The sequence below is a fragment of the Xylella taiwanensis genome, assembly GCF_013177435.1.
Classification (GTDB): Bacteria; Pseudomonadota; Gammaproteobacteria; order Xanthomonadales; family Xanthomonadaceae; genus Xylella; species Xylella taiwanensis.
This window is the reverse complement of the sequence record NZ_CP053627.1, coordinates 413,907-437,845: the sequence shown is the minus strand read 5'-3', so window position 1 is coordinate 437,845 and position 23,939 is coordinate 413,907. Positions and strand designations below refer to the sequence as shown.

The window sequence follows — 23,939 nt, the reverse complement described above, 5'->3', positions numbered from 1 at the left end:
AAGAGACGCCGTCTGAATCCCCGACGAGCGCAGCTGGGCACCATGAAGCGGCGGCTCATCGCGCATCGCTCCCACACATAGAAGTGGGCTGCTCCAGCGTTTCCCAACCAGCATGGAACGCATCCAGGCATACACCACGGCGGCAGTACCCGGAAAGACGCAGGCGGTGCGGCTGTCCGAATCCCCGACAAGCGCAACGGGATACTCTGCAACGGCAGCTCATCGCGCATCGCTCCCACACATGGACGTGGGTTGCACCAACGTCTGCCAACGGGCATGCAACGCATCCAGGCACAAATCAGCGGCAGCGCCTGGAGAGACACGTGCGGTGAGGCTGCCTTCCGGGGTGCGGCCCTGCGCAGCGGCACCGGCCGCTGTGGCGGCGATCTGGTAGGCCTCACGGAATGGAACGCCCGCCACGGCCGCTTCGATCGCCGCATCAGTGGCATACATGCCCGCATCGATCGCTGCACGCAGACTGGCTTCGCGCCACTCCAGGCGGGACAGTAGGGCCGGCAAGAGCTGCAACGCTGCCAGGCCGCGGCTGAAGCCACGGACGACCGCCCCTTTGCTGCTCTGGAGATCGCGGTGATAGCCGGACGGCAGTGACAGGAGTTGTTCAATCTCGGTGCGTGCGGCGGCCACGCTGGCATGCGTGGCGCGCATCAGTTCGATCACGTCCGGGTTGCGCTTGTTGGGCATGATCGAGCTGCCGGTGCTGTATTCAGGCGGTAAGGCGATGAAAGCGAATTCGCTGCTGGTAAACAAGGAGAGATCCCAAGCGATACGGCGCAGATCCAAGGTGGCACTCCCCAGCGCTTCCAATGCGGCCAGTTCGAACTTGCCGCGCGACAGTTGTGCACTGATGGGATTCACCTGCAACCGTGCAAAGCCGAGTGCGGCGGTGGTATGAGCACGGTCCAGCGGGATGTTGACGCCATAGCCGGCCGCAGTGCCGAGGGGATTGCAATCGATCAGGGCTAGGGTATCGGCGGCACGCACCGCGTTATCGATGAAGGCCTCCGCCCAACCGGCCCACCACATGCCCGCCGAGGACACCACGGCGCGCTGCAGATGGGTGTAACCGGGCATCGGCAGGTGCTGTTCTGCGGCGGCACGCTGTAATGCACGTTGGGCAATGTCACGGTTCAAGGCACCTAGATGCGCGAGCCTGTCCTTGAGCCATAAGCGGGTCGCCACTAGGATTTGGTCGTTCCGGCTGCGGCCGGTGTGAATCTTGCGGCCGGTATCCCCGAGGCGTTCGGTCAAACGGCTTTCAATCGCTGAGTGGCCGTCCTCGTACTGTGCATCCAGTACGAATGCGCCGTTGCGGTACTCCGTGGCGAGCACTTCCAGCTCACACAACAAGCCATCCAATTCATCCGGTGAGAGGATGCCAATGCGCTGTAGGCCTTGCGCATGGGCGGTGCTGGCAGCGATGTCGTAAAGGAAGAATTCGCGGTCTAACAGGACATCGTCAGCGGCCAGGAACGCCTGAATGTTGGCGTCAACTGCCACGCCGGGTTTCTGCCATAACAGGGTCGCCATTGTTGTTGTGTCCATGAAGCCGGCTGGGGCGTTCATTATGCAAGGGTTGTTTACCGCCGCGGCGCTGCGGGGCGCTTCAGTGCAAAGGAATGGCGGTGAATTCGTCTAGGCCGAGGGCACGGTTGAGGTTTTGCAATGCCTGGGTCGCCGCTCCCTTCAGTAAATTATCCAAGGTGGCCACCACCACCACGCGCTTGTTGCCGGGCGCCATCGTGAAGGCGCCGATCTGCACGCCATGACGCGCCGCAATCTGGCTGACCCAGGGGGCTGGGTCGATGATGTCGACCAGGGGTTCGTTGGCATAACGGGCTGTGTACAGGGTCTTGATGTGTTCGCGGGTGAGGGGGCGTTGCAGCCACAGGTTGGCGGTCAAGGTGATGCCGCGGAAATGCGGGGCCACGTGGGGCATGAATTCGACGGGGATACCGAGCTGCGTGCTGACTTCGCGCTCGTGCAGGTGATCCGTGAGTGCGTATGGCATCAGGTTGTCACGTAGCAATGCCACGTTGTTTTTGTCTGAGGGGGTGGTCCCAGCACCGGAATAGCCGGATACGCCAAAGCACTGCGGTGGGCCGGCCAAGTGGTCCCGCAGTGGGGCAATCGCCAGTTGCATGGCGGTGGCATAGCAGCCTGGGTTACTGAGGCGTGTCTGCCCGGTGTAGGTGTGCCGGGTCAGTTCCGGGAGGCCGTAATACCAGTCTGGATCGAAACGGGTGTCTGCGGATAAATCGATGATGATGGTGCGTGGTGCGGTGGCATGGATGGCCTGCACGTAAGCGGCAGCGTTGCCATTGGGCAAGGCCAGGACCACGGCATCAGCCCTCTTGGCCGCCACGGCTGCCGGATCGAGGGTTGCAAAACAAAGATCGCCGCGGTAAGCGGAGTTGTGTGCCGCCACTGGCTGGCCATCCAGCTCACGTGAAGACACAAACATCAGTTCAATCGCGGGATGCTCGGCCAGCAGTCTGATTAATTCGGCGCCGGTATAGCCGCGGGCGCCCACGATGCCAAGGGTGAATGTGGTGTTGCTCATGTTTTGGTTTTTATGTGGACAGCCTGCTGTGCATTCACGTCTGGCTCTTCAGTATCAATAGCAACGTGGCTCCGGTACGCGATGCAGACCAAACGCGGCACACCGCCTGCTTGGCGGTGTTTCCGCAATGCGGTATCGGGGATGCCGCAATGCATTCCGGGGCCGGTACGCTGGTGTCTCTGGGCCACTGCTGAGGATCGCGGTGTCCCAGTCATCGCAGCACGTCTCTGTGACAAGGCTAGGATGGCAGGTGCACTGCAGCGCCGTGGTAGTTCAGGGTAGCCCCGCCGTAGCGGGTCATGGAGCATCTTCAATCCTCCAGGGTCCGGGGGTGCAGGGCACAGTGGGCCACGCATGGCTGGATCTGTTCAAAGTTGTGCAGTCCACTCCAAAAGACCTTCCAGTGTTCCTGTTTGTAGCAGCCATCGGATTCCGCGTAGTAAAAAACATTGGCTGGGTTGTTGTGGCGGGAACGCCAGAACAGCTGCGGCGTTTCTTCGCGCATCACACTCCACACTGCACGGCCCAGCCCTTCCCCCTGCGCGTCGTCCAGCACGGCAAATTTATCTAGGTATGGCACGTCGCCAACGTCGGTCAGGATCACCGCAGCGCGGTAGTTCTCGCTGACATATGCGCGCAGTAAGGGGGTTTTTTCAAAGTAATCCGGGACCAGGGCGCGGCCGAAACTGGATTCGATGAGGTGCTGGAGGCGCAGCAAGTCCAAGTCCTTCCATGCCGTCACGCGCCGTACCCGCTCGCCACGCCGCACCAGCGTGCCGGAGCCTTTGTGAGTAAACAATTCTTTGGCTAGATCAGCAGGACGGGTGATGGACACCGAAGATTCCAACGGCAGCCGATCGAGGAGGTGTTTGATCTGCTCAATCTTGACTTTCATGCCGCCATAGACCCAGGGCTGCTGGATCAGTTGTTCGTATTCGGTAGACAGGTTGATTGAATCAATGAGTTTTCCATCAGCATCAAGTAAACCGCCGGTGCCGGTGAGAAAAATGATTTTGTAAGGCTTGAGGACTTGCACCAATTCATTGGCAGCCACATCAGCGTTGACATTGAGAATCTGTCCACTGGGTGTCTCGCCCAGGCTCGTCATCACCGGAATCGAAGCGGCACGGAGGCTGGCCTCGATCGGGGCGAGGTTGACGGCTGTGATGCCGCCGACGAGGCCGTAGGTCTCTAGGTCCAGGTAGTGCGCCTCGAACACGCCCCCAATGATCGAGGTGGCGCGTGCACCGTTGCGCTGTAACGCTTCGACTAGTTCAAGGTTGGAGGCATGAAAGACTTTGCGGACGATCGCCATTGTCTCCGGCAAGGTCACACGTAAGCCGTTGACGGTCTGCTTGTGAATGCCGGCAGCAGCTAATTCTTTGTCTAACTGCGGGCCGACACCATGCAGAACAATCGGCGTCAGACCAACGTCTTGCAGGAATGAGAGGGAAGAGGTCAACGCCTCCAAATCGTCGCGCAGTACTGCACCGCCCACTTTGACCAGGGCAAAACGCTTGGCGTCCAACTGTGAGAAACGCTTGAGGTATTGGCTGATTTCTTTAGCGCTGGCCATGCTTGACAGCAGGCGAATGATGGTCTGTCGAGTCTGTATGTTGGCGTGCATTGCATTCGCGGTGATGGAAGGACGGACACGCCTGACGGCGCCCAATAAGTGATGAGAACGAGAATTACGAGGTACTGATGATGCGATGGACCGATGCGGCGTAGCGCTGCAACTGCTGGAGCGTGACAAATTCGTCGGCAGTGTGCGCCTGGGCAATATCTCCTGGTCCGTAGACCAGGGCAGTGTAGCCACAAGCCGAAAAGAGTGAAGCCTCTGTCCAGAAGTCCACCGCATGACCCATCGGTAAGCCCAGTACCTCAGCCACATCACGGGCCGCCAGCCGCCGCGCCTCAGCCGCTGCTATACCACCGGACGGTAAGCTGGGTCCGCGGAACGTTTCTTGGAAGGACGCCGCCGGTATCGCAAACCCAGCGAAGGTCGCCAGGAGTTGATCCACATCCATGGATGGCAAGGGACGGACGCCAAAACGCACTTCGGCGGTCGGTGCAATCATATTGGCTTTGATACCTCCTTCGAGCCGTCCGATGTTGAAACGCAGCCCCGTCAAACCACCGAAACGCTCATGGGCCAATGAGGCGGCGTAATCAAGGGCACGGACGCCCCAGCGCATCGCCTGATGCAGGGCACTGGCAGCGGGTGGTTGTTCGCCCGCAGCATGACCGGCGCAGCCGGTAAATGTCATCGAGACCGCACTGATACCGCGATGTGCCAGCACGGCTTGACTCATGGTCGGCTCGGCCACCAAGACGGCTTCATAAGGTATACCGCGTTTCAGGAAGGCGGCGACGCCGCGCGGATCGTTCGCCTCCTCGTCGGAGGTAAACAGGAGCGCGGCAGCGCCATCACTCGCCTGGACCGCGGCCAACAGTGCCGCCGCAGCGCCCTTGATGTCACACACACCCAACCCAATGACGCGATCTGCAGTACGGCGCATCACATGTGGATCCGCACTCCATGCCGGCGAATCCGGGACCGTATCCAGGTGTACATTGAATAGGATCTTGGGGGCGCCACGCACGGCATACAGGCTGACCGCACCGGCGCCATGATCCGTCGTTTCAAGATGGAAGCCCGGCAGGTGGGCCGTCACATAGGAGAAGATCCCGTCGGTACCGATGGCGCGCGGCGGGTTACGGGTATCGAAGGATACCAATTGCTCAAGGTGATTCAGGGTGCTATCCAGCAACACACTCATGTACCGGCCTTCATAGAGACGCTGAAGTAGCCAAGCTGGGACGGGCGCAGGCAGACGGGCATCGCACGCTGCAAGCACAGCATCGCAGGTGCGATGTGCAACACGTCAAGCACGCCAGCATCGCCAGTACCGCAGACAATCCGCTCTTGGAATATCGCTGTAGGCGATCATGCACTGCGCTCACTGCCTGTGGAAACAAAACACATGGTGATCTCCACTGCCGGTTGCACCCTGTCATGCATCGCCACACGTGCCCGGTAAGGTCAGGCCGCATCGGGTCGGGCAGCCGCTGTGACGCAAGCGGTACGTCAACATGGGGTTGGAGAGATACTCCATCAATGTCACCTATGGCCGGCAGAATATCCCTCCGCCGTTGCACTGGCGGAGGGATGACTTCAGCAATATGCAAGCGCCTTATATAAAACGATCGATGACCCTGCGTATGAACATCATCTGCCCTGCTGCATCGATACAGTTGCTCACGGCTGGCGATGCACGCAGCGGGATAGCGTTGTCTAAAGGGGAAGACAACAGTGTCCGTGCATTGCGTCATCCAGGAAATGACGGAATGCAGGTTCCATCTCCAACACATGTTTTTTGCGGTGCTGCTGCAAGGTGGGCTCATGGACCGCGTCCAGACAAGTGAAAACAAATGGTATGTCCCTGCTCCGGTATGTGAACAAGGCCGTTGGCACAAGGAACAAAAGCACTGCCGTACGACAAGGCGCCTACGGTTGCACGCCAAGGTCAGGGGCCCAGTGAGCGATTCACCTGAGCGTATAAGGTGGAGCTCATACCAAACAGCTTGATGAACCCCTCGGCTTCCTCAACACCCCAGTCGGCCGACTGGGCATAGGTCACGCCCTTGCTGCTGAGGATGTGTGGTGAGCGCACCGCTACGGCATCAACACGGCCACCACGGGTTTCAAGCACGACCTCACCGTTCACCTTGGCCTGGGAGGATTTCAAGAAACACTCCAAATCCGTCTTCAACGGATCATGGAAAAAACCTTCGTAAATCAGTTCAACCCATTTACGCGCCACCTGCGGTTTGAAGCGGTTCTGCTGTTTGGTCAACACCGCCTCCTCCAGCGCACGATGTGCGGTCAGCAGCGCATTCAGTCCAGGCGCTTCGTATACGATGCGGCCCTTCAAGCCAATGACGGTATCGCCGGTGTAAATACCGCGGCCAACCCCATAGGGAGCAAAAAGCTTGTTGAGCTTCATCAGGATCTGAGCACCGGGGAGCGGCTTACCGTCCACCGCCACGGCTTCGCCCTCAACAAATTTGATGGCCGCCGTCAGGGGCTCGGTCGGCCACGCGCTGCGCGGCGCGCACCAGCCACGGACGCCCTCGCCGGGGGGTTCCCACTTGTCGATCTCGCCACCAGACAGGGTAATGCCCAGTAAGTTTTCATTGATCGTATAGTTCTTCTGTTTGGCACGGACACCGAAGCCACGTTCTTCCAAATACTTCTGTTCGTAGGTACGGGTGTGGGGGTGTTCTTTCTGGATTTCACGAATCGGCGCAATGATTGTGTAATCGCCCTGCGCCTTGATGGCAAGATCGAAACGCACCTGATCGTTCCCCATTCCGGTACACCCATGGGCGATCGCACACGTGCCCAGTGCATCGGCGCGTTTGAGTACAGCATCCACAATCAAGTAACGGTCAGAAACAAGGAGCGGGTACTGGCCTTGGTAGGCTTCGCTAGCCCAGACAAAAGGCTTGACGAAGCCCTCCCAGATCGCGGGGCCACCATCGACGGTCAGATGGCTGGCCACACCACATTCAGCCGCGCGTTTCTCAATGAAGTCACGCTCCTCTTCGTCGACACCGCCCGTGTCGGCAAACACCGTGTGCACGGTATAGCCTTGCTCCTGAAGGTATGGGATGCAAAAGCTGGTGTCGAGTCCGCCGGAGAAGGCCAGGACGATGTCTTTCTTGCTCATGGGGGAAGTTCCAAAAAAGTATCGTGAATTATTGGGAAGCGAGTATGGCCATGATTGCCTTCTGCACGTGCAGACGGTTCTCAGCCTCATGAATGGCAATGCAGTTAAATGCATCCATCACTGCATCGGTCGCCTTGACGTTACGGCGCAACGGCAAGCAATGCGAGAACACCGCGTTGTTGGTCAACGTCATTTTGGTTTCGTCAACAATAAAGTGCCTGTATTGGTCGCGGATCGGTTTTTCCATCGCCCAGTTGCCAAAGAACGGGAGTGCGCCCCAACTCTTGGCGTAAACCACGTCGGCACCACGGTAGGCATTGTCGATGTCGTGGCTGACCTGAAACGTGCGGCCACTCTCAGCAATGTTCTGCCGTGCCCAATCGATGTAACGCTCATCCAGGACGTAATCTGGCGTTGGACACAACAGGGTCACATCCATCCCCAAGCGAGTGGCGATGGTCAGTGCCGAATTGGCCACTGCCGTATTCAACGGTTTGGGGTGATAAGTCCAGGTCAATACGTACTTCTTGCCACGCAAGTCCGAGGTGCCAAAGTATTCCTGCAACGCCATGATATGCGCCAATTCCTGACACGGATGGGTGATGGTCTCCATGTTGATCACCGGCACCGGCGAATATTTGGCAAAACTGTTGAGCACGATGTCTTGGCGATCGTAAGTCCAGTCCGAAAACTTCGGGAACGCACGCACGCCGATGAGGTCAACGTAACGGCCCAGGACCCTGGCGACTTCCGAGATGTGTTCCTCAGCATCCCCCTCCATCACTGTGCCCAGATGGAACTCGATCGGCCACGCATCCTTGCCAGGCTGTAACACAATGGCGTGACCACCAAGCTGGAACGCACCTAGTTCAAAGCTGGTGCGGGTACGCATCGACGGGTTGAAGAACACCAACGCGATCGACTTGTCCTTCAGTGCGTTCCCTAGCTTGTTGTGCTTGAACGCACGGGCTTGCGTGAGCAGTGCATCCAGTTCAGAGCAGCTCCAGTCCTGGGTATTCAAAAAATGCTTCAACGCCATCAATCGATCCTTTGCAATGATTTGCAATGAAGAGCCGCCGCGAAACAACCAAGGTACGCAGAATGTGCAGTATTTTTAATCATTGAACCCGTAGCAACACCAAAATGAAAAAACCCAGCATCGGGCTGGGTTTTTTTGAACGGATGACAAAACACTCCACAAATTACCCATTAAGAACCCTGAATTCCAGCCGATGCAGACGCAAGGTCAAACTGGAAGCCAAACAAGCACTGCTGGTGTCATATCAAGGTTTATTTGTAGGGGTGCGCATCCTCCCATGCATGGGGTACCAGCGCAACTCCAACAAGGTACCGTTCATCGGTAAGCCCAGAGCTGTCGCTGCATCGCACCCCGCATTGAAAAATATCGCTTTGCTTTCAACGTGGCGGCGGGAAGTTGTGTTCATTGAGGTAAGGCGTCACCAGCACTCGCACAGGTAACAGATTCCCAGGATCTTCAGGAAGGCGTGAGCGATACTTCGTGCCCTTATAAATGTAATCAACATCATAGGCAATCGGACGGCGAAATTCGCGCGGCACCTCGACGATACGGCAATTGCGCTGGGTATTAGTTGGAGCCGTTGGTGGCGCTTGCAATGCGTGCGTGCGGTGATGACCAAACAGATCTTTTACCAACTCCATGATCCGCGAAATCTTTCTATGACTTTCAGGCCCCGAGACTAAATCGGGAGAAAACTCAGCCAGCGACGATGAATCGCACTGCTCTTCAACATGGCTGGCATGCCACGTCTGATAGACCGGTTCAACCTTCAGCACCCGGGCGTAATCAAACTTTACGTTCCCGACGATACCTAGATTCTTCAGATCAGTCTTCCGGGGATGCACGGCCCACGAAGGCATCACAACACACGCCAACACGCAGCAGGTGAAAAATAACAATGGAAAGCGCATCAATCCCATTCAAGCGTGTACTAACGGAACGTAGTGTAAGACCGGGGCTGCTATGGGGCTGAACAAAACCTATCTGGCAGTCAATCGCAGCCCAAAGTATCAGCGAACGCCGCAATGCACGATCTCAAGCGCTAGAATCCGACATTGCTCCTGCGATGGTCCGTGATGAGTCTGCACCTTTACAACACCCTTCATCGGAGAGTCGAGCCGTTCCAACCGCTCGACCCGGCATGCCCCACTATGTATGTATGCGGCCCCACCGTCTACAACTATGTGCATATCGGCAACGCCCGCGGTCCAGTGGTGTTTGGGGTGTTGGCAGCGCTACTGCGACGACGTTATGGCGCACTGCGCTACGCACGCAATATCACCGACGTGGATGACAAGATCAACGCCGCTGCGCAGGAACAGGGCCTTCCTATTTCGGCCATCACTGAACGCTTCTCCGCTGCTTACCGCAGGGATATGAGAAAACTCGGCGTGGAGCCGCCCGACATTGAGCCGGAAGCCACCGCGCACATCCCACATATCATCGCCATGATCGAACGGCTGATCGAACGCCAGCACGCCTATGCCGCCGCGGGGCACGTGCTGTTCGCGGTCAACAGCTTTCCAGATTATGGGCAGCTCTCACGCCGGGATCCGGAAGAGATGCTGGCTGGCGCACGGGTCGAGATCGCTCCCTACAAACGCGACCCAAGTGATTTCGTGCTATGGAAACCTTCCAACGAGACGCTACCAGGTTGGGACTCGCCCTGGGGGCGCGGCCGCCCGGGCTGGCATATTGAGTGCTCAGCAATGGCCGCAGCACATTTGGGTGAGACCATCGATATCCACGCCGGCGGGATCGATCTGCAATTTCCGCACCACGAAAACGAAATCGCACAAAGTCGCTGCGCACACGGCAGCACCACCTTCGCACGGGTCTGGATGCACAACGGGATGCTCAATTTCAACGGTGCCAAAATGAGCAAATCGCTAGGCAACATCGAAACCGTGCACGCACTGACCACCAAGCATCCGCCCGAAGCACTGCGTTACGCACTGTTGTCGGCACACTATCGCAAACCGCTGGACTGGTCTGAAACACTCATCACACAGTCGGTACGCACGCTGAATCGGCTTTATGGGACGCTACGCGACTTGGCTGCCTATCCGGCGCACCCCACCATCCCGGCAAACGTCGAAGCAGCCTTGGATGACGATCTGAACACGCCACAGGCATTAGCCGAGCTGGCCACACTGGCAAACGAGGCACGCATCCGGCTCGCTGACACAAAAAATCACGCATCAGCCGAGGCTACGTCACTTGCACGGCTGAAAGCCGAGCTGCTCGGTGCCGGACTCGTGCTTGGTCTGCTTCAGCAAACGCCAGACGCTTGGTTCAGCCAAGGCACCAGCGACAGCGACGAAACGCATATCCAAGCCCTGATCGAGGCACGCCGTACCGCCAAGCAGGCTCGGGATTTTGTCCGTGCCGACGCGATCCGCGCACAACTCGCCGCGGCAGGTATCGTCCTTGAGGACACTCCGCAGGGAGTACGCTGGATTAAGCAGTACCCATAAAGGATTCATCCAAACACATGCGGCAATCACTTGATGCATCAGCAAGTGCGTTTTATGGCTTGTTTCATCCCCTCGTTTTAGCGCCTGCTGATCCTGCGGGAATCATCGCCGACGCTGTCTCGCTGCAAGATCGAGCCTGCGCATCATGACTCGGAGCAACGGGCATACCGCCATCTCACCCTATCGTCACCGTACGCGGAGCCGCACTGATCAAGACCATGATCGATCATCCATTTCCACTGGAATCCACTGCCACCGCTGCCCAAGCAGCCATTGTCGAGGAGTTTTCTTGCTTTGGGGATTGGTCCGAACGCTATCAATATCTGATCGACCTCGGACGCAAGCTCCCGCTGTTCCCCGAGATCTGGAAGACGGAGGAACACCGTCTGCACGGCTGCCAGTCAATGGTGTGGATCGTGCCTGAAGGCAATAGTGAACATCTCAACTTCTATGGGACCAGCGACTCGGCTATTGTCTCCGGCCTGATCTATCTGGCACTGCGCGTGTATTCCGGACGTAGTGCCGCCGAGATCCTGGGAACCCCCTCCAATTACATCACCAACATCGACCTAGCCAAGCACCTGTCGCCAACACGCAACAACGGTGTAGCCGCCATGCTCGACTTTATTCGCAACACAGCACAAGCACTCACCGCATGAGCACCTCACCATCATCCACCCCAACATTACGCACCCTGCTATACCGCACTGGTTTCGCCTACGTGCTGGCATATCGCATCGCAGCAACGCTGTCCTACCAGATTGTCTCCGTGACGATCGGCTGGCACATCTACGAGATTACCCATAACCCGTTCCTACTGGGTCTGGTCGCTCTGGCTGAGATCTTGCCGTTTTTCTGCATCGCTCCATTCGCCGGTTATCTGGTCGACCATCTGCCGCAACGCCGGCTCGGAATGATCGCCAGTGTCGGCCTGACGATCACTCCAGCGATTCTATTGATAACCGCTTTAGACATGGCGTCGGTGCACAGTACTTGGCCCATCTACGTTGCGGCCAGCCTCAGTGGCATGGTGCGCTCCTTTCTAGTACCGGTGTACAACGCGCTCTTCGCACGTGTGCTACGACGCGAAGACTATGCACGTGGCGCTGGACTTGGCACGGTGGTGTTTCAGACCAGCTTAGTACTCAGCCCCGTGCTGGCGGGCATCCTGATCGCCTGCGGCGGCAAAGGGCTTGCGTATGCTACCGCGGTGGCAGCGGCAGCTGTCGCGCTGCTCGCACTGGCACTCCTGCGGATCGAGGAACCCACCGTCGACAAACCACGTGCCCCCGTATTGCGCAGCATCGCCGAGGGAGCACGCTTTGTATTCTCCAATCAGATCATGCTTGGAGCGATGGCGCTGGACATGTTTTCCGTACTCTTGGGTGGCGCAGTATCGATGCTGCCAGCATTTATCCAAGATATCTTTCACTATGGCCCAGAAGGTCTAGGCATTCTGCGCGGCACGCCGGCACTGGGTTCGGTACTGGCCGGGCTATGGCTGGCACGGTACCCGCTGCAGCGTCACGCAGGACGCGCACTCCTGCTGGCAGTCGCCGGATTCGGGGTGTGTACGATCGCGTTCGGCCTGTCCCAACACTTTTGGCTGTCAGCGGCCATCCTTCTGGTTTATGGAGCCTGCGATGGGGTCTCAGTCGTCTTGCGCGCAGCCATTCTGCAATTGGTGACACCGGACGAGATGCGTGGACGGGTCTCAGCGATCAATAGCATCTTCATTGGTTCGTCTAATGAACTGGGCGCATTCTATGACGGCGTTATGGCACGTTTTATTGGTCTGGTCCACGCCGTGATTCTGGGTGGCTGTATGACTTTAGTGGTGGTGAGCATCACCGCACTGAAGGCACCGCGGCTACGCCGGTTGGACCTGCGTGACCTGTAACAGCCAATGCGCCATCATCGTAGCCGCCATCAGGCTGGGAATGGCGCATCCAAGCAGCGTGCTGAGGTTCTATTCGGCCACGTCGGCTTTCTGTAAGCACGCCACCTAATCTCCAGCCCTTTGCCCAAGAACACATCGAGTACCTGATAGATGTGCACGGACAGAGGGCGGTCTGTGATGTTCATCGCGTTCGACAAGCCGGTGTCCCACATCCATGACCGCGTTGGCTTAGCCGTGCACCGTAAGCGTCAAGACCGCCATGATGACGATCTTGACGCATGGCTTGACAAGCATCGATTACAGAATCGTCTCAATTGTGTCCGTGCTCATCACTTCGCCGCGCGGTGCAATATAGGAGGTCACCCCAGTGATGGCGATCATTTGCCGCGTGTACATCAAGTGGGTCGCATACGCATGCATCGCACTCGTCGTGGTGCTGCTGTAGGCACTGCCCGATCCCATCACCATAACCAGCACCGAGACGCAGCCTTTTATGTTTACATCACGGTAACAGGGTAAAACGGGGTTGAAAGCTAGCGCTATACCTTCCCAAGGATGGATGAGCGTCACCGCACCCGCTTCATAGGGCACGTTGTTTTGGGATACCACGATAAAGCGCTGCGATACAGGAATGGCAGTGATACCGTCGTCTGACTTCAGGACACTAAGCCCGCTGCTTTTAGCTGTGATGGTCAAGTCGAGATAATGGCATGTTGATCGGTGTCAAATGTCAGGAATCGAAGACATGACTTGAGCCTCTCTTGGAGTGGGATCTGTGAACACTAATAGTGTTGAGATGATTTCCATGCGGCAGTGAACGCATGGAAATCAGTGCAACCCCATGTGTGCATGGTCGAACATTGTCTGCCGAGGCAACACCGCAACGTCAGTCCAAAGCATCTGCAAGTACTCAACGCCATCGTGTATCTCACTGAGTACGGCTGCCAATGGCATCACCTGCCCAAGCGCTTCGGTCACTAGCACCGATCTACACGCATACAAACCAATGGGCGAAACGGGGCTGCTGGATCAAGCTTTCGAGCCACTCCAGCAAGCACCCATCGTGCAGATCGAGCTCCAGGTTGTGTCGCTAGACAGCATCAGCGTGAAGATGCATCCGGACGGCACCGACGCGCCTCAAAAAACGGTCGGTCCACGATCGGAACATTTCTTAGTGGGTGGAACATCAAGAAAAAAATCACTTGCTCGCAACGGAGGTACGCGCGCCCATCACATGCTCTCTATCACCCGGATAAGTACACGATGTGCCGCAAGGTCGTAAGTAGCTGTTGCTCAAGCAGGTCGGGCCACCGCATCGCCCGTTGCACGTGCTTATTGCAGCGCGCGCTCCAGGAGATGATGTCCCTTAATTAAACAGTCTATGATCTCGATCACCAGGCAACTCAGGAAATACTAAAATTTAACCATGACATCGAGTGTGTACTTTGCCATTTGTTGCGCCTTCTGGCTTTTTGAAACACTGGCTTCCGCCATCACAAGAGAGCAGCGGTTCCTACACACACCCAGTGCTAGTCCGCCCAAGCACGATCACAGTCCGGCATGGTGGGCACTAAGTGCAGACCGCCTTGAATGGCTATGAAGCGACAGGTTGCCGTGAACACCTGGGAAGCGGCACGGGAACGCAATGGCGAGGCGATCACATGGTCATCGGCCTCCGGAAACACCAGTAGCTGGCGCTGCTTTAGCGGCGTCCCAAATTGGGTAAACATCGTACGCAGCGCCTCGACCGAGATCACCGAATCCTGATGCTGCGCATCGCGGTAGTAATAACCAACAAACACTGGTACTCGTACCTGAGCATACACTGACGGATGCATCCCCCCTCGACTCAGTGTGTACAACGCACGATATCCATCCAGATGCGCCCCACTCGCCCAGTACGCGCTTTTAACAGGCCAGCGCATCACCGGATCACCACTGTTTTTGACCCAGACCAGTAATTGGCTCCCCCAAGGCCATCCCAATACACGCAACTGTTCGTCACGCTCACGCACGAGCGGCGACCACAACACCAACGCCTGAACTTGGCGTGGATCAGCGGCCACAGCTTGGGTAGCCAGGGCGCCCCCCATGGAGGTACCAATCACCACCACGCGCTCGCCCAGCACACGCGCTACCGCGAGCGCTTCAGCCGCAGCCTGACGCAACTGTACGGCATCAACGCCACGCAACGCATCGATCGGCTGTAGACCATGTCCAGGCAACCGGGGCAAATACAAATTACAGCCAAATGCACGGGCCAACCGAACATGGGCGGGAGCACCTTCACCCTGACTTGCAGTGAAGCCATGCAGATAGACCATCGCACAACCAGCACGTGCCGGATGCAACGGATCAGCCCAGATAATGCGTGCCTTTGTGTCCGGGCGCAGATGACCTGCGGCACCCTCACGTTGCGCCAACCACTGGATCAGAGTGTTGGGATGATCCGGCACACTCACCGGCACAATCGGCGGCAGCATGGTAGAAGTACGCGGGCCTAGTACGAACATCACCCCCAGGACAACCAGTATCCCCAATAACCAGGGCCATCGACGTCTGCTCGACTGAGTCACAACGCACCACCCTCCTTGGAACAACAATGCGGATATGTTACGAGAAGAGAACCAGCATTCCGGAAGAACTGCAGCGACAAGGGAACGCTCATTGACAAGCGTGCTTGGCAATTGCGTATCAACCAACAACAATTAATGTGTAATAACACTCAACAAACAGACACCGGAAAAACAACCCGCGTTCAATCGCCCTGCTGCTTTTGCATATGTTCCCAACGCTCTTGCGCATCGATCGTACGCTCAGCCGTAAGGCGCGCATCAAGCCGCTCCAAACCGATCTCCTCGCCGGTATCTACACAGTAGCCGTAATCGTTAATTTCCAAGCGATTGAGCGTGCTATCGATCTTAGCGATCAGCTTACGGTAACGGTCACGGGTGCGGAGCTCCAGAGAATTCTCAGTTTCACGGGTTGCACGCTCAGCTTCATCGCCAATATCACGTACCTCCTCACGCAGGTTTTCGATGGTCTGTTTAGATTCTTCGACAAGATCCTTACGCCATTGCTCTAAACGCTGGCGGAAATACTCCCGATGCAGCGGGTTCATATACTCCTCTTCTGACGAGGGCTTATAACCCAACGGCAACACCGGGCGGCCCGTCGCCTCATCAACATCGTATTTAACGACCTTATATTTAGTCTTAGGCATACGAGGCATGGTTTCACCACTCACTGCCACAGCCACCTTACCTACAGGACGTGACGGACTCAGTGTGGCAGAAGAATCAAACTTGGCAGGAGTCTTCGCTGCGGATTTCGAAATAAGCGCAGCATTCTTAGCAGGCGCAGACTTAGATTTAACCGCAATTGCTACGACCGGAAGAGACCCATGATCGCCGATCGGCACAGACGCCACAGTAACGGGTTTACTTGCTGACTTCAGAGCAGGCTTAGCGATCGTATCCGCAGAATTCGCGGACACAGGCTTGACCGGGGCATCTTTATTAGCAACAGTCTTATTCACAGAGGCGTTCTTGCTGGCGGGGTGTTTCCTGGCAGACAGAGGCGCGTTCTTGGCAAGCAGTTTCTTGTCACTAGGAACAAGCGCCGTTTTCTTGCCAATGGGCTTGGCAGTTTGAGGGACGACCGAAACAATCTTCTTTGCAGTTTTTTTAGCAGCCACGAAACACGCTTCCTTGATTCCCCTGGACCTGGGAAAGCCGGTCTTTATAGCCTACCTGGACCTAACCAAGCAACCGCGCATTCATCCAATAACATTTAGAAGTCACAATGCACCCACTCATCGTCCTGCTAAAGATTTACAAGCGCCTCATCAGTCCGTTCTTAGGGCCGCACTGCCGTTTCGAACCAAGCTGTTCTGAATACGCGATGGGTGCCATTGCCCGCTTCGGCACACTGGGCGGCATTTGGCTGGCGGCACGCCGGCTAGTACGCTGTCATCCGTTGCAACCGGGTGGCTACGACCCGGTACCCGACAACGACAGCACGCAGGTCAATCCGTCTTCTTATCGCTGTACAGGACACCACCAATGACTCCCACCTTGATCGTTAACGCTCGCCTGATCAATGAAGGCCGTGAATTCGACAGCGATCTGAGAATCGAGAATGGGCGTATCGCCCAAATCGGCACAGGGCTATCAGCACATAAGGGTGAAATCGTCGTTGACGCAGCCGGGCGCCGTTTGCTGCCAGGCATGATCGACGATCAAGTGCATTTTCGCGAACCGGGGCTGACCCACAAGGGCAATATTGCCAGTGAATCAGCCGCTGCAGTTGCAGGGGGACTGACCAGCTTCATGGACATGCCCAATACCAACCCGCCGACATTGGACGCTGCCGCATTGCAAGCCAAGTACGACGCTGCAAGCGGCCGTGCCTGGGGCAACTATGGTTTCTACCTCGGCGCTAGCAACGATAACCTTGACGCAATCCATACACTGGACCCAAAAACCAGTCCAGGCATTAAAGTGTTCATGGGTGCCTCCACAGGCAACATGCTGGTGGACAATGAGGCCACGCTGGAAGCGATTTTCCGCAACGCACCAACCCCAATCATCACCCACTGTGAGGACACACCTACCATCAACGCAACACTGGCCGAGTATCAGTCCCGCTACGGCGATACACTGAGTGCCAAGCAACACCCAGACATCCGCTCGCGCGAAGCCTGCTTGAAATCCTCACAGTTAGCGGTGTCACTGGCAAAGAAGAACGGCACCCGGCTGCACGTACTACATATTTCTACCGCCGATGAGCTACGCCTGTTCGAAAGTGGTCCGCTGGTCAATGCGGCCGGCAAGCGATGCAAGCACATCACCGCTGAAACCTGCATCCATTTCCTGCATTTTGACCGCATGGACTATGCACGCCTTGGCAACCTGATCAAGTGCAACCCAGCCATCAAGGAAGCCAGCGACCGCGAAGCACTGATCACCGCTCTGGCAGAAGACGTGATCGACGTGCTCGCCACCGACCACGCACCACACACCTTGGAAGAAAAACAGCAGCCATACGCCCAGGCCCCCTCCGGCCTGCCACTGGTCCAGTACGCACTGGTTGCAGCACTGGAACTGGTGCATGCAGGTCGGCTGCCAGCCACCGAGATCGTGCGTAAGTTCGCCCATGCACCTGCGCAACTGTTTGACGTGACTGGACGCGGCTTCCTGCGCGAGGGCTACTGGGCCGACTTAGTCCTGGTCGAAGACACACCATTCACCGTAAAACGTCAGGAAATACTTTCTAAATGTGGCTGGTCACCATTCGAAGGCACCACATTTCGTTCTCGTATCGCTGCTACTTGGGTCAACGGCTACCACGTGTGGAACGGCAACCACCTGGTCGGCGTACCGAGCGGCCAGCGTCTGGAATTTGACCGCTGATGCCTACGCTTGCTTTGAACAAGTTGCTCAGACTCGGCATGTTAGTCATGCTGACTTTACCTGCAGTTGCATACGCCCAGGACAGCACAGCAGAAACCCGCGCTGGATTCCCCACCAGCGTATCCCAAGGCGCATTGGTAATCGGGACAGTCCCGGCAGGCAGCCAGGTCGAATACACCGGACGGATGTTGCGCGTCGACGACAAAGGTCAGGTCGTATTTGGTGTAGGTCGTAACGAAATCGGGCCACTGATACTACGTATCCAATCTCCACAAGGTGCTGTCAAACAAGTCAGTATCACCGTGACAACGCGCACGTGGCCGGTCGAAGTGGTTAACGGCGTGCCCCCAAAAACGGTCAATCCACCACCTGAGATCGCTGCACGAATCAAGCGCGAACAGGCACAACTCACCAATGCACGCCAACGCAACGACGCCCGCTCGGATTTCGCCCAACCCTTTATCTGGCCAGTGCAAGGCCGGATCAGCGGACGTTTCGGCAGTGCCCGCATCTACAACGGTCAGACTGCAGGCAATGGCCACTCAGGGATGGACATCGCCGCACCGACCGGAACACCAGTAAAGGCACCAGCGGCTGGTGTGATTACCTTCGCCGCGCCGGATTTGTACCTGACAGGCGGCACTGTGTTGTTGGACCATGGTTCCGGAGTGAGTTCCAACTTTCTGCACCTGTCACGGATCGATGTGAAAGTGGGCGATCAAGTGCATCAAGGTCAAGTGATCGGTGCGGTCGGCGCAACCGGGCGAGCCACCGGACCGCATTTACATTTTGGGATGAACTGGTTCAACGTGCGTATCGATCCAATGTTAGTACTCGAACAAACACGCTAAACCTCTACCGCTTTACACACCCAGTCCACAACAACGCATTCACTCCAGGGGCAGAGTGTCGAACAGCACCTGAACCCGCACAAGGAATGTGCCCTCCTCTTACATGGCACTACTGACCCGATCGCGTCCAGCCGCCTTGCTTGCATACAAGCCGTTATCGGCACGTTGTAGGAGTGCTTCAAGGGATTCATCGGGTAACCACGAAGCCACTCCAAGACTCAATGTGCAGCGCAACCGAGTACACTCAAATTGCAACGGCTGGCTTGAAACAGCGACACGGATACCCTCAGCAATGCGCCGGGCTGCTGACAAATCAGCGCCGGGGAAGATTGCGATTAACTCGTCGCCTCCATGACGCCCAAGCGCGTCGCTGGCACGCAGCCAGTCGCGCACACGCTGCACCACCTGACGCAGACAAGCGTCTCCAGCAGCATGACCATATTCGTCATTGATGCGTTTGAAATGATCGATGTCGATAAACGCCACCGATAATGGTGTGCCCATCTGCCGGGCATCATCGATATCGCGCTCTAATCTCCGCTCGATCGCAACCCGAGTCAGCGCACCGGTGAGACTATCCACATCCGCAAGCAACCTTGCACGGTCGCGATCACGCCGCAACTCCAGCATATGATCAGCCAATACCAGAGTGACCAGCAAACAAGATATTCCCAGCGACATGCTGAGCCCGTACCCAATCCAAGCACCATTGCCACTCAGTCCATTCCAGCCAATCAACTCCAAACTGCGCAGCAAAGAGCACAATAGCAATGGTGTCCAGGCCGCCAACAATGCCCAAGCATCACGGTGACCACGGACCCCACCCAACCAGGCACAACTAAACAGCAGCAGCAACGAAGCAACCATCAAAGAAAGATACGTGAGTGCCGGATATGGCTGGATCTGCGGCACCACGTTTAAGAGTGCCATCATCAGCAACCAACCAGCCGAACACTTCAACGCCAAATCCACCCGTGGTATCCGGGACGCCGTGTTCAGATAGTGACGCTGGAAATTAACGATGACAAAGCCACCGAAGGTGGCGACCACCCGTATCGGCACTGGGGAGGACCCGAACAGCTCTCCGAGCAGCGGCAAACCACGTGCCTCGCCGTCAAAGCCGATCAGGTACAGCAGTACGCACACCAGATTGACAGTAAAGTAACCATAAACAGGTTCACGCAACCGTCCCCAGAGTGAGGCTGAAAGCACGGCCAGCACCGCCGTGGAGCCAAGGATAAAACTATACCAAGCGACATGATCCAGATCACGACGATGCACCACGTCATTGCTCACAATCGAAACCGGCATCGGTATTGTGGTCTGTGCATGCACACGCAACCATACTGCTTTCCCCTGCGGAAGCCCATCGGGTAAGTCGATCACCAATGCACGTGTAGAGTAGCGGCGGTCCGCCGCCGGTCCGTAGATAGCATGGCGGCTCGGTACATGACGCCCCGGCACCCAAGCCTCGACCCAATTCAGATACGGAAATTCGATTTGCAACTTCGGTTGCCCAGCCGCAGTGATCTGACGGTCAGCGCGGATACGCCACCAGACCGGATGTCGCGCCGATTCATAGATGCTGCTACCAACGTTGTGATTCGGGCGCAACATAGCATCGTATACACCGGCCAACACCTCGTGTGCTGGCGGGTCGTCATCCAAGCGGTCAAGCATCAGCGACTGCGCGCCTGCTGGTACCACCAAGCACAGCAACAGGCATATCAACAGAAAATAACCAAGCTGACACTTCATTCGCTTCGTGGTTCTCAACGACAGCACCACTGAGGAGATGGGATGCCCGCAACGCCCCATAAACCAAAGTGCATGGACCGCTCTGCAGCCTCTCTGCGCTTCCACATGATTAATGTGCAATGGATGATCTCCAATGCCTTATTCTTGGTGATGTCCGCCTCGGTATGGATTGCAGTTCTTTGAATTTATTCACGCTGGCATGACCTTTGATTGCCACGTGTTGAGCTCTTTGACCAACACGTCAATTCATAACCCTAGCTCCTTGATGTCGCTGCATTGAACTTCAAACCAATAGCACGCCCTCTGCCCTTGAGCTGTGAACACAAACTGGCATACAACATCTCCCTCATCCTGTATATATTTATTGACCAGGTCTTGGACAACAGTGTGCTCAAGATCGAAAGCATTGGTACGAATGAATCCTTGATTGATGGAAAGAAGAGATCGGACAGCGTAGAAATTGAATGACGTTCTTTATGGCTAAACTATCTTCTCAGCAATACTGTTAATCGGCTGCTGAGAATTTTTTGAGAAAAATTTATTAATTAATATTCGCTGGCTAAATAACACTGAATAATCTCAGTTGGTCACATTGCGGCTGTCCAAATATATAGACCCTCAACGCCCTCTGGCAAAAAACGCAGATCAACTGTGAGCTAAGCAAGTTTACAGAAAATAATATGATTAAAATCACAATTTATATGATTAATCGACAAGCAATGTGCGACGTAACCACAAAAACCAGCAGCGAAAGTTGACAGTGTCTGAGAGAAATAGCTGTAAAGCCGTGCATTTCAAGCTAATCAATGAGGCAAAATATGAACGCATCGCTTAAATATACTTACCGAATACGAATCAAATCATCACGGCATGCTTATAGCACTCAAATGGCCGTTATACGCTACATTTATCATCAGTAGTCTCATATATACCGATTCAATCATTGACCAATGCAATCCTACTTACAGCGTGTAGGCAGGATTACAAGCGGGCCTATCACCGCTTCTCTTCAGTCAGCAAAACCTTTGCCTCACCCAGGGAATCACGCGGATCACTAGCAGCACTGAGCCTATTGGAACGGCGATCCCATTCCACCGTCTGCACGTTGCCCCACACGTGGCTGGAACCACGCCCGCCGGCAACCGTGTCGCTTGGCTCCCTAAGCGTATGTCCCATCGCTTCCAATCCCTTGATCACCTCTGCCGAAAATGTAGCTGCCTCGGTCTCAATCACATCCGGCAGCCACTGATGATGATAACGCGGCAACGCGGCGACCTGCTGTGCATCCAACCCGGCGTCGTAACCCAGGATCCCTAACAGCACCATCGTGATGATGCGGCTACCGCCAGGAGTGCCAATCACGGCCACTTTATCTGCAGATTCAAGGAAGGTCGGTGTCATCGAGCTGAGCATGCGCTTCCCTGGTTTTGGTGCGTTAGCCTCGTAGCCCATCACCCCGAAGACATTCGGCGCGCCTGGCTGGAGCGCAAAATCATCCATCTCATTGTTCAGCAACACGCCGGTCCCCTTCGGAATCAGACCCGAGCCATATAGCAAATTAACCGTCTGCGTCGCACCCACCCGGTTTCCTTCCGCATCAATGATCGAAAAGTGCGTGGTCTCCTCATCCTCCAGTGGAGTCGGATGACCTGATAACAGGACGCTAGGCAGCGCTTTTTCAGGGTTGATCGCAGCGCGCAAGCCACGCGCGTAGTCCTTGCTAGTCAGCACACGCTGTGGAATCGAGACAAAATCCGGGTCACCGAGAAAGAAGGTACGATCTCGATAGGCACGGCGCATGGCTTCTACCACCAAATGAACACGATGCACTTCATCCAGTCGAGTGAGATCCCAGCCTTCCAGGATCTGCAACATTTCCGCCAACGCGATACCCCCAGAGGACGGCGGCGGTGCCGTGGTGATCTTCCACCCGCGGTAATTAAAACTGATTGGAGCACGTGATTTGACCCGGTAGCCAGCCAGATCTTCAGCTGTCCAACGTCCACCCGCCTGATTCACCCCAGCTAGCAACCGCTGCGCAGTCTCGCCCTTATAAAAGCCATCGAAGCCCTTATCAGCCAATAAACTCAAGGTCCGTGCCAATTCAGGCTGTTTGAAGATATCACCTCCAGCGATCGGCTTACCGCCGCGGAGGTAGACGTCACGGGTACCTGGATAACGCTCCATCACTTCGCGGCGCGCCCGATAGCCCTCCGCCATGCGTCGGTAAATTGGAAACCCCGCACCCGCAATATGGATCGCCGGTGCCAATGTCTGTCTCAATGGGAGCTTGCCATAGTGCTCAGCCAATTCAACGAGTGCTGCCGGTAAACCAGGGATCCCTGCCGACCAGGGCCCGTTGATCGAGCGATCACGATCTAGCTGACCGTCCGTGTTTAGAAACGTACCTGGTTTGACTGAAGCCGGCGCGTATTCCCGGGCATCCAGCATGACATCGCGACCAGTCTTGGCATCATGAAGCAGAAAAAAACCGCCGCCTCCCAAACCGGAACTGATGGGTTGGACCACCGACAGCGTGGAAGACACGGCAACTGCAGCATCGAAAGCATTACCTCCCTGCCTCAGGATCTCCAGCCCAGCCTCAGTCGCCAGATGATGACTGCTGGCAATGACCGCACCAGGTGGGAATCTGGCGACTCCGTCCTGTGGCAGCGCTGTAACCCTTTGCTCCGCCGAAACTTGCGAGAAAAGAAAAAAAACAAAGAACAACAACAAACAACGAGTAAATAACCTCATATTGCGGGAGGTTCCTTTTCATACAACTCGGGATACTTACGCCGCAACTGCTGCAACTTGCTGAGGAGCTGTTCCCGCGTTTCTAAGAGATCAGGATCTGGGTCGATGCATTCCACTGGGCAAACAACCACGCACTGCGGTTCATCGTAATGGCCAACACACTCGGTACAGCGCACCGGATCAATAATGTAGATCGTCTCCCCCATCGAAATCGCCCGATTTGGACACACCGGCTCACACACATCGCAATTAACGCACAATGCATTAATCTTCAACGACATCACGGGTGTCTCTGAAATAAAGCTAGCCACATCCAAAGGGACATCACAGAAGCACCACCACTGCAGCATCGAAATCCTAGCAAACAAGCCATTGAGGCTGACAACACTGAGAGATGCATCAGGACGCCAGCAGGCAGCTGTTCGC

The 23,939-nt window shown here is 56.2% G+C and carries 21 protein-coding genes; 8 read left to right on the top strand and 13 right to left on the bottom strand.

The window, feature by feature from the left end:
- Positions 1 to 219 precede the first annotated feature (219 nt).
- Both argH and argC read right to left on the bottom strand, forming a co-directional pair.
- Positions 220 to 1,548, bottom strand: coding sequence for an argininosuccinate lyase (gene argH, locus PLS229_RS01680; protein WP_038270761.1), 1,329 nt, complete (start codon positions 1,546 to 1,548; stop codon positions 220 to 222).
- A 76-nt stretch (positions 1,549 to 1,624) separates the two neighbouring features.
- The gene (gene argC / locus PLS229_RS01675; RefSeq protein WP_038270762.1) at positions 1,625 to 2,581 is read right to left on the bottom strand and encodes an N-acetyl-gamma-glutamyl-phosphate reductase; all 957 of its coding nucleotides are present in this window, start codon (positions 2,579 to 2,581) and stop codon (positions 1,625 to 1,627) included.
- A gap of 81 nt (positions 2,582 to 2,662) precedes the next feature.
- On the opposite strand from argC, the gene PLS229_RS01670 reads away from it, so the two are divergent.
- Positions 2,663 to 2,863, top strand: coding sequence for a hypothetical protein (locus PLS229_RS01670; protein ID WP_152536591.1), 201 nt, complete (start codon positions 2,663 to 2,665; stop codon positions 2,861 to 2,863).
- A 28-nt stretch (positions 2,864 to 2,891) separates the two neighbouring features.
- Here the strand turns inward: PLS229_RS01670 and PLS229_RS01665 are convergent, their stop codons facing one another.
- The 5 genes from PLS229_RS01665 to PLS229_RS01645 all read right to left on the bottom strand — a co-directional run bounded on the left by PLS229_RS01665 (position 2,892) and on the right by PLS229_RS01645 (position 9,276).
- Positions 2,892 to 4,208 carry an acetylglutamate kinase gene (locus PLS229_RS01665; protein WP_038270764.1) on the bottom strand — a complete coding sequence of 439 codons (1,317 nt, stop codon included), beginning with the start codon at positions 4,206 to 4,208 and terminating at the stop codon, positions 2,892 to 2,894.
- Between the two features lie 64 nt (positions 4,209 to 4,272).
- On the bottom strand, positions 4,273 to 5,364 hold the full coding sequence (locus PLS229_RS01660; RefSeq protein WP_038270765.1) for an acetylornithine deacetylase: 1,092 nt from the start codon (positions 5,362 to 5,364) through the stop codon (positions 4,273 to 4,275).
- 747 nt (positions 5,365 to 6,111) lie between these two features.
- Positions 6,112 to 7,317 carry an argininosuccinate synthase gene (locus tag PLS229_RS01655; protein WP_038270767.1) on the bottom strand — a complete coding sequence of 402 codons (1,206 nt, stop codon included), beginning with the start codon at positions 7,315 to 7,317 and terminating at the stop codon, positions 6,112 to 6,114.
- A gap of 28 nt (positions 7,318 to 7,345) precedes the next feature.
- The gene (locus tag PLS229_RS01650) at positions 7,346 to 8,356 is read right to left on the bottom strand and encodes an N-acetylornithine carbamoyltransferase (protein ID WP_114867062.1); all 1,011 of its coding nucleotides are present in this window, start codon (positions 8,354 to 8,356) and stop codon (positions 7,346 to 7,348) included.
- A gap of 377 nt (positions 8,357 to 8,733) precedes the next feature.
- Entirely contained in the window at positions 8,734 to 9,276 is a 543-nt protein-coding gene (locus PLS229_RS01645) for a hypothetical protein (protein WP_038270769.1), read from the bottom strand.
- Positions 9,277 to 9,432: 156 nt separating this feature from the next.
- Here PLS229_RS01645 and cysS point away from each other — a divergent pair, with 156 nt between their 5' ends.
- The 3 genes from cysS to PLS229_RS01630 all read left to right on the top strand — a co-directional run bounded on the left by cysS (position 9,433) and on the right by PLS229_RS01630 (position 12,733).
- Complete coding sequence (gene cysS / locus PLS229_RS01640) at positions 9,433 to 10,833, top strand: cysteine--tRNA ligase (RefSeq protein ID WP_038270770.1); 1,401 nt, start codon at positions 9,433 to 9,435, stop codon at positions 10,831 to 10,833.
- A gap of 218 nt (positions 10,834 to 11,051) precedes the next feature.
- Positions 11,052 to 11,492 carry a SufE family protein gene (locus tag PLS229_RS01635; protein WP_038270771.1) on the top strand — a complete coding sequence of 147 codons (441 nt, stop codon included), beginning with the start codon at positions 11,052 to 11,054 and terminating at the stop codon, positions 11,490 to 11,492.
- Positions 11,489 to 12,733: an MFS transporter gene (locus PLS229_RS01630; RefSeq protein WP_038270772.1), complete on the top strand. Its 1,245-nt coding sequence runs from the start codon at positions 11,489 to 11,491 to the stop codon at positions 12,731 to 12,733. Before PLS229_RS01635 ends, PLS229_RS01630 begins: the two co-directional genes overlap by 4 nt.
- A 297-nt stretch (positions 12,734 to 13,030) precedes the next feature.
- Here PLS229_RS01630 and PLS229_RS01625 read toward each other — a convergent pair whose 3' ends face one another.
- The gene (locus PLS229_RS01625) at positions 13,031 to 13,429 is read right to left on the bottom strand and encodes a hypothetical protein (RefSeq protein WP_051482281.1); all 399 of its coding nucleotides are present in this window, start codon (positions 13,427 to 13,429) and stop codon (positions 13,031 to 13,033) included.
- A 153-nt stretch (positions 13,430 to 13,582) separates the two neighbouring features.
- Here PLS229_RS01625 and PLS229_RS12635 point away from each other — a divergent pair, with 153 nt between their 5' ends.
- Positions 13,583 to 13,714 carry a transposase gene (locus PLS229_RS12635; RefSeq protein WP_081755413.1) on the top strand — a complete coding sequence of 44 codons (132 nt, stop codon included), beginning with the start codon at positions 13,583 to 13,585 and terminating at the stop codon, positions 13,712 to 13,714.
- Between the two features lie 548 nt (positions 13,715 to 14,262).
- Here the strand turns inward: PLS229_RS12635 and PLS229_RS01615 are convergent.
- Together PLS229_RS01615 and dksA are read right to left on the bottom strand one after the other, a co-directional pair.
- Entirely contained in the window at positions 14,263 to 15,309 is a 1,047-nt protein-coding gene (locus PLS229_RS01615) for an alpha/beta hydrolase (RefSeq protein WP_038270773.1), read from the bottom strand.
- A 182-nt stretch (positions 15,310 to 15,491) separates the two neighbouring features.
- Positions 15,492 to 16,430, bottom strand: a complete 939-nt coding sequence (gene dksA, locus PLS229_RS01610; RefSeq protein ID WP_038270774.1) for an RNA polymerase-binding protein DksA — start codon at positions 16,428 to 16,430, stop codon at positions 15,492 to 15,494.
- A gap of 107 nt (positions 16,431 to 16,537) precedes the next feature.
- On the opposite strand from dksA, the gene yidD reads away from it, so the two are divergent.
- From yidD to PLS229_RS01595, 3 genes are read left to right on the top strand one after another with little or no spacing between them, the layout of a single operon-like run.
- The gene (gene yidD, locus PLS229_RS01605; RefSeq protein ID WP_038270775.1) at positions 16,538 to 16,801 is read left to right on the top strand and encodes a membrane protein insertion efficiency factor YidD; all 264 of its coding nucleotides are present in this window, start codon (positions 16,538 to 16,540) and stop codon (positions 16,799 to 16,801) included.
- Entirely contained in the window at positions 16,798 to 18,147 is a 1,350-nt protein-coding gene (locus PLS229_RS01600) for a dihydroorotase (protein WP_038270776.1), read from the top strand. The genes yidD and PLS229_RS01600 overlap by 4 nt, the downstream gene beginning before the upstream one ends.
- Before the next feature lie 47 nt (positions 18,148 to 18,194).
- Positions 18,195 to 18,998 (top strand): M23 family metallopeptidase, encoded by an 804-nt coding sequence (locus PLS229_RS01595; protein ID WP_230428269.1) that lies wholly within the window; start codon positions 18,195 to 18,197, stop codon positions 18,996 to 18,998.
- Positions 18,999 to 19,097: 99 nt separating this feature from the next.
- Here the strand turns inward: PLS229_RS01595 and PLS229_RS01590 are convergent, their stop codons facing one another.
- The 3 genes from PLS229_RS01590 to PLS229_RS01580 all read right to left on the bottom strand — a co-directional run bounded on the left by PLS229_RS01590 (position 19,098) and on the right by PLS229_RS01580 (position 23,794).
- Complete coding sequence (locus tag PLS229_RS01590) at positions 19,098 to 20,756, bottom strand: GGDEF domain-containing protein (protein ID WP_038270779.1); 1,659 nt, start codon at positions 20,754 to 20,756, stop codon at positions 19,098 to 19,100.
- A gap of 996 nt (positions 20,757 to 21,752) precedes the next feature.
- Positions 21,753 to 23,513 (bottom strand): gamma-glutamyltransferase, encoded by a 1,761-nt coding sequence (gene ggt / locus PLS229_RS01585; protein WP_081755414.1) that lies wholly within the window; start codon positions 23,511 to 23,513, stop codon positions 21,753 to 21,755.
- The gene (locus tag PLS229_RS01580; RefSeq protein WP_038270856.1) at positions 23,510 to 23,794 is read right to left on the bottom strand and encodes a YfhL family 4Fe-4S dicluster ferredoxin; all 285 of its coding nucleotides are present in this window, start codon (positions 23,792 to 23,794) and stop codon (positions 23,510 to 23,512) included. The genes ggt and PLS229_RS01580 overlap by 4 nt, the downstream gene beginning before the upstream one ends.
- Between the last annotated feature and the right edge of the window lie 145 nt (positions 23,795 to 23,939).

Excerpts from the sequence above, each read along its gene's own strand:
- argH (WP_038270761.1), bottom strand. The coding sequence starts at position 1,548 with ATGGCGACCCTGTTATGGCAGAAACCCGGCGTGGCAGTTGACGCCAAC.
- argC (WP_038270762.1), bottom strand. The coding sequence starts at position 2,581 with ATGAGCAACACCACATTCACCCTTGGCATCGTGGGCGCCCGCGGCTAT.
- PLS229_RS01670 (WP_152536591.1), top strand. The coding sequence starts at position 2,663 with ATGCAGACCAAACGCGGCACACCGCCTGCTTGGCGGTGTTTCCGCAAT.
- PLS229_RS01665 (WP_038270764.1), bottom strand. The coding sequence starts at position 4,208 with ATGCACGCCAACATACAGACTCGACAGACCATCATTCGCCTGCTGTCA.
- PLS229_RS01660 (WP_038270765.1), bottom strand. The coding sequence starts at position 5,364 with ATGAGTGTGTTGCTGGATAGCACCCTGAATCACCTTGAGCAATTGGTA.
- PLS229_RS01655 (WP_038270767.1), bottom strand. The coding sequence starts at position 7,317 with ATGAGCAAGAAAGACATCGTCCTGGCCTTCTCCGGCGGACTCGACACC.
- PLS229_RS01650 (WP_114867062.1), bottom strand. The coding sequence starts at position 8,356 with ATGGCGTTGAAGCATTTTTTGAATACCCAGGACTGGAGCTGCTCTGAA.
- PLS229_RS01645 (WP_038270769.1), bottom strand. The coding sequence starts at position 9,276 with ATGGGATTGATGCGCTTTCCATTGTTATTTTTCACCTGCTGCGTGTTG.
- cysS (WP_038270770.1), top strand. The coding sequence starts at position 9,433 with ATGAGTCTGCACCTTTACAACACCCTTCATCGGAGAGTCGAGCCGTTC.
- PLS229_RS01635 (WP_038270771.1), top strand. The coding sequence starts at position 11,052 with ATGATCGATCATCCATTTCCACTGGAATCCACTGCCACCGCTGCCCAA.
- PLS229_RS01630 (WP_038270772.1), top strand. The coding sequence starts at position 11,489 with ATGAGCACCTCACCATCATCCACCCCAACATTACGCACCCTGCTATAC.
- PLS229_RS12635 (WP_081755413.1), top strand. The coding sequence starts at position 13,583 with ATGGTCGAACATTGTCTGCCGAGGCAACACCGCAACGTCAGTCCAAAG.
- yidD (WP_038270775.1), top strand. The coding sequence starts at position 16,538 with ATGCACCCACTCATCGTCCTGCTAAAGATTTACAAGCGCCTCATCAGT.
- PLS229_RS01600 (WP_038270776.1), top strand. The coding sequence starts at position 16,798 with ATGACTCCCACCTTGATCGTTAACGCTCGCCTGATCAATGAAGGCCGT.
- PLS229_RS01595 (WP_230428269.1), top strand. The coding sequence starts at position 18,195 with ATGCTGACTTTACCTGCAGTTGCATACGCCCAGGACAGCACAGCAGAA.
- PLS229_RS01590 (WP_038270779.1), bottom strand. The coding sequence starts at position 20,756 with ATGAAGTGTCAGCTTGGTTATTTTCTGTTGATATGCCTGTTGCTGTGC.
- ggt (WP_081755414.1), bottom strand. The coding sequence starts at position 23,513 with ATGAGGTTATTTACTCGTTGTTTGTTGTTGTTCTTTGTTTTTTTTCTT.
- PLS229_RS01580 (WP_038270856.1), bottom strand. The coding sequence starts at position 23,794 with ATGTCGTTGAAGATTAATGCATTGTGCGTTAATTGCGATGTGTGTGAG.